Consider the following 16,382-nt stretch of genomic DNA (forward strand, 5'->3'; position numbering starts at 1 on the left):
GCGAGCCCCCTCCATGCGCAACCTCAACTCATTTTTCGATCACCTCGATGAATTCGAACACAAGGCGGTGTTCGACGGCATCGATCGCGTTTGGGAACCGCTGACCCAACTCAAAACCTCCATTACGAACATCCTTGACCGCCTGCCTGATTCCGTCCACTGCATGCAGGGAATGGAAGGCATGCAGTTGCTGCCGGCAAAATCGCTCAGCCGCTTTCCCGAACCCGCCGTGCTGGTGGAGCGCTGGATCGAATTTCAGGAACCCACCTACATACAACCGGCACAGGTTTATTTCGGCGCGGGCACGGTGGTGGAACCGACCGCGGTCATCAAGGGCCCGGCCGTCATCGGCAACCACTGCGAAGTGCGGCAGGGCGCGTACCTGCGCGGCACCCTGCTTGCTGGCGATCACTGCGTGCTGGGTCACAACACGGAGATCAAGAACTCCATCCTCATGAACCACACCGAAGCCGGGCACTTCAACTACATCGGCGACAGCATCGTCGGAAGCTACGTGAACCTCGGCGCGGGATCGAAGCTCGCCAACCTGCGCTTTCGTTCGCCGCAGGACAAAATCGACGTCGCTTTTCCGCCGATGACACTGGAACTCGACGGCGAGACCATCGAATCCGGCATGTCCAAGCTGGGAGGGGTCATCGGCGACCATGTGGAGATCGGGTGCAACGCGGTGCTGTGTCCGGGTGTCCTCCTGGGCAAGCAGACCTGGGTGTATCCCAACATGACCGTGTCGCAGGGCTACTACCCTCCCGACAGCCTGCTGGCCTCGCGCGAGAACAAGGGCCGCACGCGCAAATCCACCTGACCCCCTGCACCCTGCGCCTGCCCGTTGCGGCATGGATTTTCATGAAAGCCTTTTCTTTGTCCCGCGACTGCCTATACACTGTTCCCATCTGAATCCACTTATACGAAGGCACATGGCCCCCTCCCCCATCGAAGAAGCCCGGCAACTGCTGGAAGACGCGATCATTCACCACAAGGGCCGTCCCGTGGGTACGGCGGCGGCGCGCGATCCCAACCTCGCCTCTCCCAATTACGCCGACTGCTTCATCCGGGATTTCTTTCCGGCGGCACTGGTGTTTTTGAACGAAGGCAAACCGGACATCGTCAAAAACTTTCTGGAGACGGTGCTGGAACTCCGCAACCAGCAGAGGCAGGTGAGCGGCCACCAGATCCATCCCGGGGTCATGCCCGCGAGTTTTCACATCGAACAAAGCGAGGACGGCGCGGAGAACCTGGTGTCCGATTTCGGCGACCGCGCCATCGGCCGTGTCGCCCCGGTGGATTCCATGATGTGGTGGGTGCTGCTGCTGGGGGCGTACGTGAGGAAGACGGGCGACCGTGAACTGGCACACACCGATGCCTTCCAGAACGGCATGCGGTTGTCGCTGGAGCTGTTTCTGCGCGACACGTTTGAAGTGTTCCCGACGCTCCTCGTGCCCGACGGCAGTTTCATGATCGACCGCCGCATGGGGGTGTACGGTCACCCGCTGGAGGTGCAGGCCCTCTTCTACGGCCTCCTCCAGACCACCCTCGACCTGCTTCCCGATAACGACGACACCTGCCGCAAACTGCGCGGCATGGCGGAGCAACGTATCAAGGTCCTGCGGACCTACGTGCGCATTTTCTACTGGCTGGACATCGAACGGCTGAGCGAGATCCACCGCTTCAAGACCGAGGAGTTCGGCACCGGCAGTGTGAACATGCTGAACATCTACCCGGAATCCATTCCCGACTGGCTTAGCAACTGGATTCCGGAAAAAGGCGGCTACCTGGTGGGCAACCTGGGGCCGGGGCGCATGGATTTCCGCTTTTTCGCACAGGGAAACCTGCTGGCCATCCTGTTCGGCCTGGCCACGCCGGAGCAGTCCCAGAGCATCCTGAACCTGTACACAGAGCACTGGGACGACCTCATCGGCGCCATGCCGATCAAGATCTGCTTTCCGGCGCTGGAGGGCGTGCGCTGGAAAATGCTGACCGGAAGCGACGCCAAAAACGCGGCATGGTCGTACCACAACGGCGGCAACTGGCCGGTGCTTCTGTGGCCGTTCGTCGCAGCGGCATTGAAATCCGGGCGCGACGACCTGGCGGAGACGGCCTTCGAGCAGGCCTGCAACCGCCTGCCGAAGGACCGCTGGCCGGAGTATTACGACGGCCACATGGGACGGCTCATCGGCCGGCGCGCCAACCTGTACCAGACCTGGTCGGCTTCCGGCCTGCTTCTCGCCAACCAGCTTCTGGAGGAAAGAAAAGGGCTGGAACTGTTCCCCGCAAGCCCGGATCACGGCGCCGGCGAAGCCCCGCCAGAGGCCGTGGACCCCCTTCGTTGACAGCCTCTGGAAAAGGTGGTCTAATTTTCCTTTTGAATTTTGCGAGGGTGGCGGAACTGGTAGACGCGCTGGATTTAGGATCCAGTGGGCAACCGTGGGGGTTCGACTCCCCCCTCTCGCATGCCCGGAACCTTTATCCATTCACCCGGAAACGAACCGAATCATGAAATGTGAAGTTGAAGAGATCGACAAGTGCAACCGGAAGCTCAAGATCGAGATTCCGCTCGGCGACTACCAGTCCCAGGTCAGTGCCTACTACAAGAAACTGAGCCACCAGGTCAAAATGCCCGGCTTCCGGCCCGGTAAAATCCCGCAGTCCATCATGGAAAAGCGCTTCGGCCCGGAGGTCAAACAGGAAGTGCTGACGCTGATGGTCTCCGAGAGCATCAACCAGGGCATCCAGGACAACCACCTGCACGCCATCGGCGAACCCAGCATCGTGGAAATCCACGCCGAGGAGGGGACGGACATCACCGTCACCGCCAACGTGGAGGTGCTGCCGGAGTTTTCCGCGCCGGACATCAGCAAGCTTGAGGTGCCGGTCAAAGTGCCGAAGGTCACCGACGAGCAGGTCGAGCAGACCCTGGAGTCCTACCGCGAGCAGAAGGCGGTGAACGAAACCGTCACCGACCGCGGAATCGCCAAGGACGACCTCATCAAGATCGATTTCGAAAGCACCTGTGACGGCAAGCCCTACGAGAACAGCAAAGCCGAGGATTATGTCGTGCAGGTGGGCGGCCACCTGATCGGCGGCTTCGACGACAAGGTGCTGGGCATGAAGATCGGCGAGACGCGCTCGTTTTCGCTCACCCTGCCGGACGACCATCCCAACAAGGAAGTGGCGGGGAAAGAAGTGGACTTCACCGTGACGCTCAAGGGCATCCAGGTGAAGAAACTGCCGGAACTGGACGACGCCTTCGCGCAGACGGTGGACCCCGACAAGAAATACGAGAACCTGGACGCGTTGAAATCGGGCATCCGCGCCGAGCTGGAGGAACACCACCGCAAGCAGGCGCGGGTGGAGGCGCAGAAAACCCTCGCCGACAAACTGGCCGACGTCAACCCGATCGACGTGCCGGAAAAACTGGTTCAGGAACAGATCAAGTTCATGGTCAACAAGGAGAAACAACAGGACGCCGCAGGTGTGGTGCACGAACACCAGACCGACCACGTGGCGTTGACCGACGAAGACCAGAAAAAACACCGCGAGCAGGCGGTGAAACTGCTCCAGCAGGAACTGGTCATCAACAAGTTCTCGGACGAGTTGGCCATCGAGGTCAGCGAGCAGGAACTCGACCGGGAACTGCAAGTATTCATGTCCCTTTTGCAGATCAAGGACCTGAAGAAAATGAAGCAGGAATGGGCCCAATCCGGCGCATTACTGAGACTCCACAACCGGATGCGCCGGGACCGGACCCTGGAGAAGCTGCTCGACCAGGTTCAGCTGCAGGAAGAAATGGTTGACAGCGCCGACCTTAAAAAAGATAATTAATTGTAATGATTACCCTTTCAGTTTCCCCCTGCTCCGGCAAGATTCGTTTGCATCTGGCAGGAAATTCCGTCATAAACACGCCTGTTTGCGTCACCACCCATATAGAAAGTGAATTCGTGTGCCTATGAGACAAGACATCTACAATCAGATCACCAACCAGCTGGTTCCCATCGTGGTCGAGCAGACCAGCCGCGGAGAAAGATCCTATGACATCTATTCCCGCCTGCTGAAAGATCGTATTATATTTATAGGGCAGCAGATTGAAGACCACATGGCCAACCTGATTATCGCGCAGCTTTTGTTCCTGGAATCGGACGAGCCGGATCAGGACATTTATCTATACATCAACAGCCCCGGCGGGCACGTGTCCTCCGGCCTGGCGATTTACGACACCATGCAGTACATCAAGCCGGACGTACAGACCATCTGCATCGGCCAGGCGGCCAGCATGGGCGCGTTGCTGTTGACGGCGGGCACCAAAGGCAAACGCTTCGCCCTGCCCAACTCGCGGGTGATGATCCATCAGCCCTCCGGCGGGTTCCAGGGACAGAGCACGGACATCCAGATTCATGCAGAAGAGATTCTCAAGGTGCGTGACACTCTGGACGAAATTCTCGCCAAGCATTCCGGTCAGCCGAAAGAGGCGATCCGGCGCGATACGGAGCGCGACCACTTCATGACCGGTCAACAGGCAAAGGAATACGGGCTGATCGACAATGTCATCACCAGCCGTACCGAATCGAAGGACCTGTCCAAGGGAATCGATGATTAAATTGCCGGATCAAGGGAACCGGGAGGTTCTCCCCATAGCAGACGCACTCGGAGGCACTCATGGCTAAGAAAACTTCCAACTCGGGTAACTACCGTTGTTCTTTTTGTGGTAAGAGCCAGGAAGAAGTTAAAAAACTGATAGCAGGCCCCACGGTTTACATTTGCGACGAGTGCATCGAGCTGTGCAATGAAATCATGGTCGAGGAGTGGGCGCAGGAAAAGACCGAGGATTTCAAGCACCTGCTCAAGCCGAAGGACATCTTCACCCACCTGGACCAGTACATCATCGGCCAGGAGCGTTGTAAAAAAATCCTTTCCGTTGCCGTGCACAACCACTTCAAGCGGGTCGATGCGGGCATCGACATGGAAGACGTGGAGCTGCAGAAGAGCAACGTCCTGCTCATCGGCCCCACCGGCTCCGGCAAAACGCTGATGGCGCAGACGCTGGCCCGCATTCTCGATGTGCCGTTCACCATCGTGGACGCGACCACGTTGACCGAAGCGGGGTACGTCGGTGAAGACGTGGAAAACATCATCCTGAAACTGCTGCAGGCGGCCGATTACGATGTGGAGAAGGCCGAGCGCGGCATCATTTACATCGACGAGGTGGACAAGATCAGCCGCAAGTCGGAGAACCCGTCAATCACGCGCGACGTCTCCGGCGAGGGCGTGCAGCAGGCCCTTTTGAAAATCATCGAAGGCACGCACGCCAGCGTTCCGCCGCAGGGCGGACGCAAGCATCCGCACCAGGAGTTCCTTCAGGTCAACACCACCAATATTCTGTTCATTTGCGGCGGCGCGTTCGTCGGCCTGGACAAGATCATCCGCAACCGCATCGGCAAGAAAACGATGGGCTTCGGGCAGGAACTGGTCAGCAAAGAAAGCCAGGACATGACCGAGGTTCTGGAAAAGGTGCAGCCGGAAGATCTTCTGAAATACGGATTGATCCCGGAATTCGTCGGCCGCCTTTCCATCACCGCCACGTTGAGCGAGCTGGATGTGGACGGGCTGGTGCAGGTGCTGACCGAACCCAAGAACGCGCTCATCAAGCAGTACAAGAAACTGTTCGAGTTCGAAAACGTCAAGCTGAAGTTCACCGACGGCGCCATCCGCGCCATCGCCGAGAAGGCCTATCGCATCAAAACCGGGGCGCGCGGCCTGCGTTCCATCCTCGAAGAAGTCATGCTCGAAATCATGTTCGACCTGCCGTCCCGTGAGGACGTGGAAGAAGTCGTCATCAACGAGGAAGTCATTTCCCATCTGGAAAAACCGTTGATGGTGTACCAGAATCAGAAACAGGCCAGTTGACCCCTATGACATCAGATCGAACCATTCTTCCGCTGGTCCCCCTGCGGGACATTGTGGTGTTTCCTTTCATGGTCATCCCGCTTTTCGTGGGACGGGACAAGTCTGTCCTGGCGCTGGAAAAAGCGATGGCCGACCAGAAAAACATCTTTCTCGCTACCCAGAGAAACGCCAACCACAACGACCCCGGTCCCGCTGACATCTTTGAAACGGGAACGCTGGCCAACATCCTGCAGATTCTGAAACTCACCGACGGCACCATGAAGGTGCTGGTGGAAGGCGTCCAGCGCGGCCGCATCATCAGTTTCCAGGACAACCCGAACTACCACGAGGTCGAGATTGTCCGCATCGAGGAAAACATCCAGGTCGTCCCGGACGTCAAGGCACTGATGCGGAGCATCGAAAACCTGTTCGAGCAGTACGTCAAACTCAACCAGAAGATTCCGCTGGAAGCCATCTCCGCCATCGCCAACATAGCAGAACCGCACCGCTTCGCCGACACGATCGCTTCCTACATGGTGTTCCAGACGACCGAGAAGCAGGAGTTGCTCGACACCTACAGTCCTGTGGATCGCCTCAACAAACTGATTTCCTCGCTCAAGTCGGAAATGGAAATCCTCAAGATCGAAAAGCGCGTTCACGGCCGCGTGCGCAAGCAGATGGAGCGCTCACAGAAAGAGTTCTACCTGAACGAGCAGATGAAGGCCATCCAGAAGGAACTGGGCAAGCGCGATGAGTTCAAGTCCGACATCGACGAGCTGACGCAGAAAATCAAGAAAGCCAAGATGCCCAAAGATGTCCAGGAAAAAGCCATGAAGGAAGTCCGGCGGCTCGAGATCATGCAGCCGATGTCGGCCGAGGCCACGGTGGTGCGCAACTACATCGACTGGCTGGTGGACATCCCCTGGCACAAGGGGAAGAACTCGGACAAGATCAACATCAAGGAAGCCCAGAAGATCCTGGATGGCGATCACTACGGTCTCGAAAAAGTAAAGGAACGCATCGTTGAGCACCTGGCGGTGATGAAACTGGTGAAAAAGATCAAGGGCCCCATCCTGTGCCTCGTCGGCCCACCGGGCGTCGGCAAAACCTCGCTGGGCAAATCCGTCGCCCGTGCGACGGGACGGGAGTTCGTCCGCGTGTCCCTGGGCGGGGTGCGTGACGAGGCGGAGATCCGCGGCCACCGCAAAACCTACATCGGTTCGCTTCCGGGCAAGATCATCCAGTCCATGAAAAAAGCCGGCACCACCAACCCCGTGTTCCTGCTGGATGAGGTGGACAAGATGAGCATGGATTTCCGCGGCGATCCGTCGTCCGCCCTGCTGGAGGTGCTCGACCCGGAACAAAACGTGAATTTCAACGACCACTACCTGGAAATCGACTACGACCTGTCGCAGGTGCTGTTCATCTGCACCGCCAACGTGTTGCACGCCATTCCGCAACCGTTGCAGGACCGCATGGAGATCATCCGCATTCCCGGTTACACGGAACAGGAAAAGCTGGCCATCGCCCGGAATTTCCTGATCCCCAAAAAGCTGAAGGAACACGGGCTGACGAAAAAGCAGTTGACCATCAGCGAATCGTCGCTGACGAAACTCATCCAGGAATACACCCGAGAGGCGGGCGTACGCAGCCTGGAACGGGAAATCGGTTCCCTTTGCCGCAAGACCGCAATGAAGGTCGTGGAGGAGGGCAAGAAAACGGTCATCGATGTCAAGCCGCAAACCCTCTCCAAACTGCTCGGCGTTCCCAAATACCCCGGCGACCGCGAACGCGACCGGCCGGAAGTCGGCGTCGCCACAGGGCTTGCGTGGACGGAGTTCGGCGGCGAGATGCTGAACATCGAAGTCTCCGTCACCCCCGGCAAGGGCATGGTGATCAGCACCGGCAAGCTGGGCGACGTGATGAAGGAATCCGTGCAGGCGGCGATGAGCTACGTGCGCAAGCGTTCGGATCAACTCGGGCTCAAACCGAATTTTCACATGGGCGTGGACGTCCACGTGCACATCCCGGAAGGCGCCATCCCGAAAGACGGTCCTTCGGCGGGCATCACCATCGCCGTGGCGCTGATCTCCGCCCTCACCGGAAACGTGCCGCGGAGCGACATCTGCATGACCGGAGAGATCACCCTGACCGGCAAGGTTCTGCCCATCGGCGGCCTCAAGGAAAAGGCCCTCGCCGCGCACCGGATGAAGATCGAAAACGTCATCATCCCGAAAGACAACGAAAAGGACCTGCCGGACATCCCGGAGATCATCCGCAAAAAACTGAACTTCATTTCCGTGGAAACGATGGACGACGTGCTGGAGCACAGTTTCGAGAAGAAGCTGAAGGTCAAACCCCAGCGCGCCGCCAGAAAATCCGCAACAAAGAAAAAAGCCGCCAAGCCGAAATCCCGGTCGCGCAAGACGCCGGCCCGGAAATCGCCCACCACGGCGCATTTGAACTGACGGTAACGAGCGGCCCCGCCGTTCCCGTTACCGCACCACCCCTTCAACGCTGAGTGCGATTAAAGAAAGGAAACCCCCTCTACTATGTTTCATCCGTGGCATGACGTGGAACTGGGCGACGAATTGCCGGACATATTTCCGGCCATCATCGAAGTGCCCAAAGGCTCCAAAACCAAGTACGAACTCGACAAGAAAACCGGCATGATCAAGGTGGACCGCATCCTGTACAGCTCCGTGCAGTATCCCGCCAACTACGGGTTCATCCCGCGCACGCTGGGCGACGACCACGATCCCCTCGATGTCCTCGTGCTGGGACAGGACCGCGTGTACCCGCTGTCCATCATGCGCGCCAAACCCATTGGCGTGATGGAAATGCTGGACCAGGGCGAGGAAGATGACAAGATCATCGCCGTGCACATGGACGACCCCGAATACAACCATTACGAGTCGATCGACGAGCTGCCGCCGCACCGGATGGAAGAAGTGAAACGGTTTTTCCAGGACTACAAGAAGCTGGAGAAGAAGGAAGTGGTGGTGGAGGACTTTTTGAGCCGGGAAGAAGCCGTGCGCATCCTCAACGCCGCCATCGACCTCTACAAGAAGGAAATCGGGAAATATAAAGTTTAGAACAACAATCGTTCAAAAATGGCCAGCCACTTATATTTGTTTTTGGATGTTGGTTGAGTTGTCAATAAGTCACCACCGGCCGCGACGAAGCCGTGCGCATCCTCAACGCCGCCATCGACCTCTACAAGAAAGAGTTGGGGAAATAGGCAGCCCTGTAAGTCGGCCGATTTCATATCCAATTTTGCCCCGCATCACAGCCGTTGCTTTCCCTCTGGCATTTCGGAATAATTGAATTAATCTGAAAGGCAGTATCCGTAATGACCGGATGGAATCGGGAGGGACACGTGCGCGCGGGAACCCACATCGAAATGGCATTCAAAGTTCGACGCCCCCCCTTGTCGTCAGGTCCTTTCGCCGAGAGAGGGCGCAGGGTGGGGTACTGCACTCTGCTCCTCCTCTGCGCCTTGTTCCTCACCGCCTGCGACACCACCCGCTACGCCCGCAAGCAGATTCCCAAACAACAGATGCAGGCGTACCTCGAAAACAAACCGGAACCGCTCCACAACGTTTACCGCGACGTGCTGGAGGAGGGCTCGCGCAACTTCGTGCTCAACCACATGCGCGCCGGACTGGGGGCGATGGAGCTGGGCCGTGACCGCCTCGCCGCGGAATCGTTCGAGACCACCCTTCTCAGCATCGAGGCCGTCTATGCGGAAAACGAGTCGGCGGAAAAAGCGCGGAGCGTGTGGTACGAGGAGGGTAAAAAAGACTTCAAGGGCGAGCCGTACGAGCGAGCCATGGCCTATTACTATCGGGGCCTGCTGTTCCTGAAGGAAGGCGATTACGAAAACGCCCGCGCCTGTTTCAAAAGCGGCCAGCTGCAGGACGCGCTCGCCGAAAACGAAAAATACCAGATGGACTTCGCCCTCCTGATTTACCTCGAAGGCTGGGCGTCGCACCTGCTGGGCGACGAACAACTGGCGAAGACGGCGTTCGAGGAAGCTCAGCAGATCCGGCCGGACCTCACCCCGCCCGCGCCGGGCGACGATGTGCTGGTGCTGGCGGAGAGCGGCATGTCGCCCATCAAGGTCGCGGCGGGCGAAGGCAACGCCGCGCTCACTTTCAAGCGGGGTTCCGGCTTCCGCGAAAAGAGCGCGCGGCTGTTCGTCAACGGCCGCACCTATTCACCGCGCATGACCGAAGACATTTTCTGGCAGGCCTCGACGCGCGGCGGCAGGGTGGTGGACGCCATCCTCAAGGACAAGGTCGTCTTCAAGGAAACGCACGAGACCATGGGCAAGGCGCTCACCGAACTGGGCGTGCAGGGCATGCTGTTGTCCGCGCAACATGACAGCAACGAAGGCCTCCTCATCTCCGGCATCGTCACGGCCATCGGCCTCGTCCAGCAGGGCGTCGCCGCCAGCACGCAGACCCGCGCCGACGACCGGTACTGGGAATCGCTCCCCGACAGCGTCCACGTGTTCACCTACGGCAAAGATGCCAGCAATCCAGGTCGCACGGTGACGGTGAGTTTTGTCGATCCCGGCGGAAACACCGTCTCCAACCTGGCGTTCGAGGTGGAGGTGCACATGACCGCGCGCGGTCACGGTCTCGCCTGGGTGCGCTCGCGCGCGGCCTTCAAAAAACAGGATCTGGCCGACCTCGATCCCAACGACGAAGGCGACCCCGAAACCCCTCCGGAATCCATCACCCCTCCACGTACCCAGCCCCGCAACACCAACGCCCCGGCACGGCAACCCTCCCAGCCCAATTGAGGGATGTTCCTGCGAATTTCATTGAATTGATTTTCCGATATTGTTGATATTTCAATAAGTGTGACCTGACCCCTGCGCCCGCCATTACTTCTCTATCTAATTGTTATTTATAACCAGCCGAGCGAAGCTCAATATCAGATATCAAATATTCGCGTCCTGCGACCGGAATCCCTCTTATAAATACCTTGCGCCCTTGGGCCCAAGTCTTTATATTTCCCCTGCACACCGAATTCAAAATGGTTTGATTGGCGTTATCCAGGGAGGGCCTGCCGATTGATTTTACACGCCGACTCATGCCTCCTTACCTTACCGAACGTATTTGCCTGAACTGGCAATTTTTATAATTATTCATTGCTGCATAGGAGGCAGAGTCATGAACCACCCCACCCTTTCCATTTATAAAAAGTGTTTATTGCTGGTTCTCGCGGTCACGCTGGCGGCCTGCGCCGGTCCGCAGATTCCGAAACCTCAGGACATCGTCAACGTGCCCCAGCCGCTTCTGGACAACACCGGCGAGTTCATGTCGCCCTACACGCAGGACGGCGTGCTCGCCCTGTGGGTGGACAAAGCGATCAACGCTCAGCTGGGCTCGAGGGTCGGGCAGATGGCGGGAGCCTTTGCCGGCCAGAAGGCGCTGGAACAGGTTCCTTTTGTCGGCGGCATCCTCGGCGCCCAGGTGGGGGAATACGCCGGACGCAAGATCGCCATCGAGGCTTCCGGTGGCATGGAGTACATCACCGAAACGTCCGATATGTCGTTCACCAACATCAACGACATGGCGGTGTATCTCTACGCCCGTCACTCCACGCACGAGCATTACCAGCAGGCACTGGAAGCGACGTGGGAGATCTACCCCGACCTGAAAAACAACTACCACCAGGCTCTGGTCAACGCCGGCGGCAAGCGCTGACCGCGCCAAATAAAAAGAGCTGATAATCGTCTGCTTGCGGCGGCCGCGTGCTCCGGAGTTCCATGACTCCCGGAGTGCGCGGCCAAAGTTTTTTGCCCCCCGCCGGGTTATGGGGTACTATTCGATAAGGTGACTCACCCCGCCAACCCACGTTTTTTTCAATCGAAGAAGGATGGATTTCATGAACGGACCGGTCAGAGTTTGGTTTCCATGGGCAATCGGCCTGCTCCTGTTGGGCGGATGCGCCACCTATTCCGCTTCCACCATCGAAAACGCACCGGGAAGCCCCACGGTGTACGAAGACCCGAATTCCACCGGACAACTCGCAGGGGTGGGCATCGAGTCGCAGGATATCCGCGCCATGACCGACAAGATGATGCGCGACATGCTGACCAATCCGTCGCTCGCCGGCGCCAAGACGCCGCCCAAGGTCATCATCGACGCCGAGTTTTTCCGCAATGAAAGCTCCTCGCGCATCAACAAGAACATCATCACCGACCGCCTGCGCGTGGACCTGAACCGCGCCGCGAAAGGCCGCATGGTGTTCGTCGGCCGCCATTACGAAGGCATGGTGAAGGAAGAAACCGCCTACAAGGGCCGCCCTGCCGGCCTGCTTTCAGGCGACTACCGGCTGGGCGGGCGCATCACCACCCTCGACCAGATCAATCCCACCACCGGACGAACCTCCCGTTATCATCAGATCATTTTTGAGATGGTGGACCTGAACAACAGCGCCATCGTGTGGACGGGGATTTATGATTTTCGCAAATCTGCGCGGGACGACATCATCTACCGGTGACGACGGCTCGATGACCGGAAATCACAAACGCCGCCTCGGTGCGCTGGCGCTGGGCCTGCTCCTGCTCCCGGCCTGCGGCCCGGCGTCGCAGAAAGCGCACGTCTCCGATGCGGTGATGAACACCTACCTGCAGAACAAGCCCGCCAACCTGCACACCCTTTATCGCAAGGCGCTCATTGAAGGTCCGCGCAACCAGGTGCTGAACGACATGCGCGTGGGGCTCGCCGCCATGGAACTCGGTCATTACTCGCTGGCCCGCGAATCGCTGGACCGCGCCCTGATGAACATCGAATCCATTTACGCTGACGATGAAACCGCGCGGAACGCGCGCAGCCTGTGGTACGAGGAAGGCAAAAAGGACTTCAAGGGCGAACCATACGAGCGCGCCATGGCCTACTACTACCGTGGCCTGCTCTACATCATCGAAGGCGACCTGGAAAACGCCCGTGCCTCGTTCAAGGGCGGTGTCCTGCAGGATGCGTTCGCCGAAGAGGAACAGAACCGGTGCGACTTCGCCCTTCTCATTTTCCTGCAGGGCTGGGTGTCGCAGAAGCTGGGCGATCAGGATCTCGCCCGCATGGCGTACGAAGAAGTGAAACGCTTCCGCCCGGATTTCCAGATTCCCGACCCGAATGACAACGTGCTGGTCCTGCTGGAAACAGGCACTTCACCGAGGAAGGTGTCCGACGGCATCGGCCACGGCGAGTTGAAATTCAGGCGCGGTCGCGGTTTCGTCGAAACCCGCGCGCACCTTCAAATGAACGGCAACACTTACGACGCGTATCCGATGGAAGACATCTACTGGCAGGCCACCTCGCGCGGCGGCCGGCAGTTTGACAAGATTCTGGAAGGCAAGGTGGTCTTCCGCCAGACCAACGCCATGGTGGGCTCGGCATTGACCGACATCGCATCGAAGACCATGATCATGGCGCCGCTCATGGAAAACTCCGGCACGTTCCAGCTTGCCGCCGGTGCGCTGGGGCTGGTCGGGGCGACGCAGATGGCGCTCGCCGCCAACACCAAAACGCAGGCAGACACGCGTTACTGGAACAACCTTCCGGACAGCGTGCACGTGCTCACCCTGCAGGTCGATCCCGCACAGTGGGGAGAGGTCGGTATCTGGTTTGAAGACGCAAGCGGGAAAAAACAGGCCGCATTGTCCACACAGCGTCCGATCTTGAAAACACACGGCGGCACGGGGCTGGTTTGGGCCCGTTCCCGCACCGCACTGGTCAAAAAATGACAACGACTCATTCACAACATATTAACGGAGGCTGTATGAACCGATCAGGAACCCTGATTGCCTGCCTTGTGGCGGCGGGCTGGTTGACCGGATGCGCCACGGACCCCTGTCCGCGCATCCTGGCGGAAGGCGAAGCCGACGCCGCCATCAAGATGAACAGCGTCCGCTTTCTCGATGAAGGCCTGCAACGCCGCAGTGAGTGGCAGAACTACTGCCGCGGCAATCGGCTGGGTCCGGAACCCTCTGTGCCCATGAACGCCCCCGGAAAGAAAAAAGTCTCCATCACCGAACACAACTCCCGTCCCACGGAAACCGGCACATTGGAAGTGTGGGTGCAGATCCGCAACCACACCGACTTTCCTCTGCAGGTTCAGGCGCGCACGCGGTTTTTCGACAAGGACCGAAGCCCCACCGAGGAAACCTCGAACTGGGACCGTGTCCAGCTGCCGGCGCAGAGCTACGAAACGTACCGGACCTTTTCCACCAGCCCGGACGCACAGTGGTATTTCATCGAGGTGCGGGAAGGACAGTGACCCCCCCCCGACGGGGGAGGTCACATTTCGTTGCGGAATTTTTCGTAGGGAACCTGCAGGTCTTCCGTGCGTGCCATCGCCAGGTGGCTTTCCCCGGACATGCGTGATTTGACCACATCCAGCAGGGTGACGGCCTCGGACAGGAACTTCTGCTCGTTGCTGTTATCCACCTTCCGTGCCAGCAGTTCCTGGTACAGGTCGATCAACGGCCTGGTTTGCAGAACCAGTCGTCCCACTTCTTCATAAGGGATGTTGCGATCGGCAATGCGCTTGGCCTCCTGCGCATACTCGACCCATTCATCAGCCACCGCTTTGGGATTGCCCAGCTGGATCATGTGCTGCCTTGCGCCTTCCACTCCCCTGTCCTCGATCATCCGGCTGACCGAGATGGCCAAGCCGGTGAGCGGCACCCCCTTGGCGGTTTTACACAGGTAACGGAGAGCAAAGAAAAGCTTGTTCGTGTTGCTGTCTATCTGGAACCCGGTGTCGGAAAAGGGGCGCAGTTTGTCGTTCCGCTCGAAGGCATGCCACAGGCCGCCTTCCCTCTGCACCAGCTTGCGGGTTTTATCCATTGGCTCCAGCATCGCAATGCAGGAATCGGCATCGTTGATCTGCGCCACCTGCGCGCTGACATCCACGTTTGTCAATTTGTCTTTTAAAGCCGGGTCCACCTTCACCTGCAAGGTGGGTTCCGGACTCGCCGCCACCTTGTCTTTTGTGATCTCCACTTCCTCGGTTTTCACCCAGGTTTTCTCTTTTTCAGGTAATTGCAGGGGTTGTTCTTCCACGGTCTGCGTGTCGCCACAGGCCGAGGTCATAACCAGCAGGAGCACCCACATGAGGGTCAATTTCTTCATATTCAAACCGCCATAAGTAATAAAAATCAGGAATATATCCTTTATACAGCAAAACCCGGGGCGGTGCCACCCCACCAGTTTGGTCTGAGAGAGTCCCGCCCACTCCAGGCCTCAACCCGGGAATGAAAGTCTCTGGAAAACAGGGCAAGCTTTTCCACGTCACTGGGAAATATTTGCCCCGGGGACCCCATTCATCATTTCCCACGGCGCGCCTCCTTTCCCGAACCCACCCTAACCCCTTTGTTTACATTGGGTTAAAAACACAAAAGATTTTTCCCGGTTTTGGCACCGGGCTTGCTAGTAAAAGGTTGAGTTCTGGAAACAGGACCCTATTGACCACGGTTTTACCAATACGAAATAAAGGATCAAGCGAGATGGACTTCCTTCCGATGCCGGCACAGACGAGCCCCCTGGGACCCAACCCGGCCGACAAGGCCAAACGGCTTGGGGAGCAGGTACAGACCCTGAACCCGGCGAGGGCGCTGACGCAATCGTTCTCGCAGAACCTGGCGCAGGTGAAGCAGGGCGGTGAGAGCCAGAAGACCTCCGAAGGCAAGCAGGAATCGGAAAAACTGATGGAGGTCTCGCGGCAGTTCGAAGGACTGCTGATCCACCAGATGCTGAAATCCATGCGCAAGACCGTGAACAAGACCGGACTGATGGAAGGTTTTGCCAACCAGCAGTACGAGGCGGTTCTCGATGAAGAACTGTCAAGGGAAGTGGTTCGGCACCAGAGCATTGGGATGGCCCAAACCATATACGACCAAATGAGCCGGAATCTGCCACTCCCGGTTCGGTAGCAGGACCCTTTTGAGAGGTGTGTCATGAAAGAGTTATACCAGGCGCTCAATACCATTCTGGAACAAAAAATCGAGCTGTATGACCGGCTGATCAAGGTCTTCGGCGAGGAATGGGACGCGGTTACGGAATTTTCCCGCGACCGTCTCATGAAAATTTTGGAGCAGAAAGAGGCCCTGCTGACACAGGTGGGTGAACTCAATCAGAAACGCGAGGCCATTTTGCGGGAAATGGCCGAACAATGGAACATTCCCATTGAAAAAGTAACCCTTCGAAAAATCGCCCAGTTCAAGAACAACCAATGGTCGATGTCGATGATCCTCTGCCAGAAACGCATGAAGGACCAGATTGCGCGGATCAAGAAAATGAACGAGATGAACCGCAGGCTGATCGAACGCTCCGCGCATTCGATGAAGGAGTCCATCAACGTCCTTTACAAGGCGGACTCCAGCTACACCCCCTATCACGCCGACGGCAAAACGGACCATGTTCCGCTGACCAGCGGTTTGATCAGCACCAACATCTGACGGGTCG

At 58.1% G+C, this 16,382-nt stretch carries 16 protein-coding genes and 1 tRNA gene; 15 read left to right on the forward strand and 2 right to left on the reverse strand.

From position 1 onward, the window contains the following. Positions 1–13 precede the first annotated feature (13 nt). The 8 genes from ACTRW9_RS09960 (at position 14) to ACTRW9_RS09995 (ending at position 8,993) form a co-directional block, all read left to right on the forward strand. Positions 14–823, forward strand: a complete 810-nt coding sequence (locus ACTRW9_RS09960; RefSeq protein ID WP_442429209.1) for a UDP-N-acetylglucosamine diphosphorylase — start codon at positions 14–16, stop codon at positions 821–823. A 112-nt stretch (positions 824–935) separates the two neighbouring features. Next, positions 936–2,348 (forward strand): glycoside hydrolase 100 family protein, encoded by a 1,413-nt coding sequence (locus ACTRW9_RS09965; RefSeq protein WP_442429210.1) that lies wholly within the window; start codon positions 936–938, stop codon positions 2,346–2,348. Between the two features lie 41 nt (positions 2,349–2,389). Next, positions 2,390–2,469, forward strand: a tRNA-Leu gene (locus ACTRW9_RS09970). 42 nt (positions 2,470–2,511) lie between these two features. After that, positions 2,512–3,840, forward strand: a complete 1,329-nt coding sequence (gene tig, locus ACTRW9_RS09975; protein WP_442429211.1) for a trigger factor — start codon at positions 2,512–2,514, stop codon at positions 3,838–3,840. Positions 3,841–3,964: 124 nt separating this feature from the next. Then, positions 3,965–4,612: an ATP-dependent Clp endopeptidase proteolytic subunit ClpP gene (gene clpP, locus ACTRW9_RS09980; RefSeq protein WP_442429212.1), complete on the forward strand. Its 648-nt coding sequence runs from the start codon at positions 3,965–3,967 to the stop codon at positions 4,610–4,612. Positions 4,613–4,671: 59 nt separating this feature from the next. After that, the gene (clpX, locus tag ACTRW9_RS09985) at positions 4,672–5,919 is read left to right on the forward strand and encodes an ATP-dependent Clp protease ATP-binding subunit ClpX (RefSeq protein ID WP_442426089.1); all 1,248 of its coding nucleotides are present in this window, start codon (positions 4,672–4,674) and stop codon (positions 5,917–5,919) included. 5 nt (positions 5,920–5,924) lie between these two features. Further along, the gene (lon, locus tag ACTRW9_RS09990) at positions 5,925–8,366 is read left to right on the forward strand and encodes an endopeptidase La (RefSeq protein WP_442429213.1); all 2,442 of its coding nucleotides are present in this window, start codon (positions 5,925–5,927) and stop codon (positions 8,364–8,366) included. 84 nt (positions 8,367–8,450) lie between these two features. After that, the gene (locus ACTRW9_RS09995; protein WP_442426091.1) at positions 8,451–8,993 is read left to right on the forward strand and encodes an inorganic diphosphatase; all 543 of its coding nucleotides are present in this window, start codon (positions 8,451–8,453) and stop codon (positions 8,991–8,993) included. Here the strand turns inward: ACTRW9_RS09995 and ACTRW9_RS10000 are convergent. After that, complete coding sequence (locus tag ACTRW9_RS10000; protein ID WP_442429214.1) at positions 8,990–9,166, reverse strand: hypothetical protein; 177 nt, start codon at positions 9,164–9,166, stop codon at positions 8,990–8,992. The genes ACTRW9_RS09995 and ACTRW9_RS10000 overlap by 4 nt on opposite strands. Positions 9,167–9,250: 84 nt before the next feature. Between ACTRW9_RS10000 and ACTRW9_RS10005 the strand changes: the two genes are divergently transcribed. The 5 genes from ACTRW9_RS10005 to ACTRW9_RS10025 all read left to right on the forward strand — a co-directional run bounded on the left by ACTRW9_RS10005 (position 9,251) and on the right by ACTRW9_RS10025 (position 14,193). Continuing rightward, positions 9,251–10,708, forward strand: a complete 1,458-nt coding sequence (locus ACTRW9_RS10005) for a hypothetical protein (RefSeq protein ID WP_442429215.1) — start codon at positions 9,251–9,253, stop codon at positions 10,706–10,708. A gap of 373 nt (positions 10,709–11,081) precedes the next feature. Beyond that, positions 11,082–11,618, forward strand: coding sequence for a hypothetical protein (locus tag ACTRW9_RS10010; RefSeq protein ID WP_442426094.1), 537 nt, complete (start codon positions 11,082–11,084; stop codon positions 11,616–11,618). A gap of 181 nt (positions 11,619–11,799) precedes the next feature. After that, positions 11,800–12,417 carry a penicillin-binding protein activator LpoB gene (locus tag ACTRW9_RS10015; RefSeq protein WP_442429216.1) on the forward strand — a complete coding sequence of 206 codons (618 nt, stop codon included), beginning with the start codon at positions 11,800–11,802 and terminating at the stop codon, positions 12,415–12,417. Further along, a complete protein-coding gene (locus ACTRW9_RS10020; RefSeq protein ID WP_442429217.1) occupies positions 12,374–13,660 on the forward strand; it encodes a hypothetical protein in 1,287 nt (428 codons plus the stop codon). Before ACTRW9_RS10015 ends, ACTRW9_RS10020 begins: the two co-directional genes overlap by 44 nt. 35 nt (positions 13,661–13,695) lie before the next feature. Then, positions 13,696–14,193: a YcfL family protein gene (locus ACTRW9_RS10025; RefSeq protein ID WP_442426097.1), complete on the forward strand. Its 498-nt coding sequence runs from the start codon at positions 13,696–13,698 to the stop codon at positions 14,191–14,193. Between the two features lie 20 nt (positions 14,194–14,213). Here ACTRW9_RS10025 and ACTRW9_RS10030 read toward each other — a convergent pair whose 3' ends face one another. Further along, positions 14,214–15,050, reverse strand: a complete 837-nt coding sequence (locus ACTRW9_RS10030; protein WP_442429218.1) for a hypothetical protein — start codon at positions 15,048–15,050, stop codon at positions 14,214–14,216. Positions 15,051–15,424: 374 nt separating this feature from the next. On the opposite strand from ACTRW9_RS10030, the gene ACTRW9_RS10035 reads away from it, so the two are divergent. Further along, positions 15,425–15,850, forward strand: a complete 426-nt coding sequence (locus tag ACTRW9_RS10035; protein ID WP_442429219.1) for a rod-binding protein — start codon at positions 15,425–15,427, stop codon at positions 15,848–15,850. 24 nt (positions 15,851–15,874) lie between these two features. Then, on the forward strand, positions 15,875–16,375 hold the full coding sequence (locus tag ACTRW9_RS10040) for a flagellar protein FlgN (protein WP_442429220.1): 501 nt from the start codon (positions 15,875–15,877) through the stop codon (positions 16,373–16,375). Positions 16,376–16,382 lie beyond the last annotated feature (7 nt).

It is taken from the genome of Nitrospina sp. 32_T5 (assembly GCF_052156635.1).
GTDB lineage: Bacteria > Nitrospinota > Nitrospinia > Nitrospinales > Nitrospinaceae > Nitrospina.

Excerpts from the sequence above, each read along its gene's own strand:
- ACTRW9_RS09960 (WP_442429209.1), top strand. The coding sequence starts at position 14 with ATGCGCAACCTCAACTCATTTTTCGATCACCTCGATGAATTCGAACAC.
- ACTRW9_RS09965 (WP_442429210.1), top strand. The coding sequence starts at position 936 with ATGGCCCCCTCCCCCATCGAAGAAGCCCGGCAACTGCTGGAAGACGCG.
- tig (WP_442429211.1), top strand. The coding sequence starts at position 2,512 with ATGAAATGTGAAGTTGAAGAGATCGACAAGTGCAACCGGAAGCTCAAG.
- clpP (WP_442429212.1), top strand. The coding sequence starts at position 3,965 with ATGAGACAAGACATCTACAATCAGATCACCAACCAGCTGGTTCCCATC.
- clpX (WP_442426089.1), top strand. The coding sequence starts at position 4,672 with ATGGCTAAGAAAACTTCCAACTCGGGTAACTACCGTTGTTCTTTTTGT.
- lon (WP_442429213.1), top strand. The coding sequence starts at position 5,925 with ATGACATCAGATCGAACCATTCTTCCGCTGGTCCCCCTGCGGGACATT.
- ACTRW9_RS09995 (WP_442426091.1), top strand. The coding sequence starts at position 8,451 with ATGTTTCATCCGTGGCATGACGTGGAACTGGGCGACGAATTGCCGGAC.
- ACTRW9_RS10000 (WP_442429214.1), bottom strand. The coding sequence starts at position 9,166 with ATGAAATCGGCCGACTTACAGGGCTGCCTATTTCCCCAACTCTTTCTT.
- ACTRW9_RS10005 (WP_442429215.1), top strand. The coding sequence starts at position 9,251 with ATGACCGGATGGAATCGGGAGGGACACGTGCGCGCGGGAACCCACATC.
- ACTRW9_RS10010 (WP_442426094.1), top strand. The coding sequence starts at position 11,082 with ATGAACCACCCCACCCTTTCCATTTATAAAAAGTGTTTATTGCTGGTT.
- ACTRW9_RS10015 (WP_442429216.1), top strand. The coding sequence starts at position 11,800 with ATGAACGGACCGGTCAGAGTTTGGTTTCCATGGGCAATCGGCCTGCTC.
- ACTRW9_RS10020 (WP_442429217.1), top strand. The coding sequence starts at position 12,374 with ATGATTTTCGCAAATCTGCGCGGGACGACATCATCTACCGGTGACGAC.
- ACTRW9_RS10025 (WP_442426097.1), top strand. The coding sequence starts at position 13,696 with ATGAACCGATCAGGAACCCTGATTGCCTGCCTTGTGGCGGCGGGCTGG.
- ACTRW9_RS10030 (WP_442429218.1), bottom strand. The coding sequence starts at position 15,050 with ATGAAGAAATTGACCCTCATGTGGGTGCTCCTGCTGGTTATGACCTCG.
- ACTRW9_RS10035 (WP_442429219.1), top strand. The coding sequence starts at position 15,425 with ATGGACTTCCTTCCGATGCCGGCACAGACGAGCCCCCTGGGACCCAAC.
- ACTRW9_RS10040 (WP_442429220.1), top strand. The coding sequence starts at position 15,875 with ATGAAAGAGTTATACCAGGCGCTCAATACCATTCTGGAACAAAAAATC.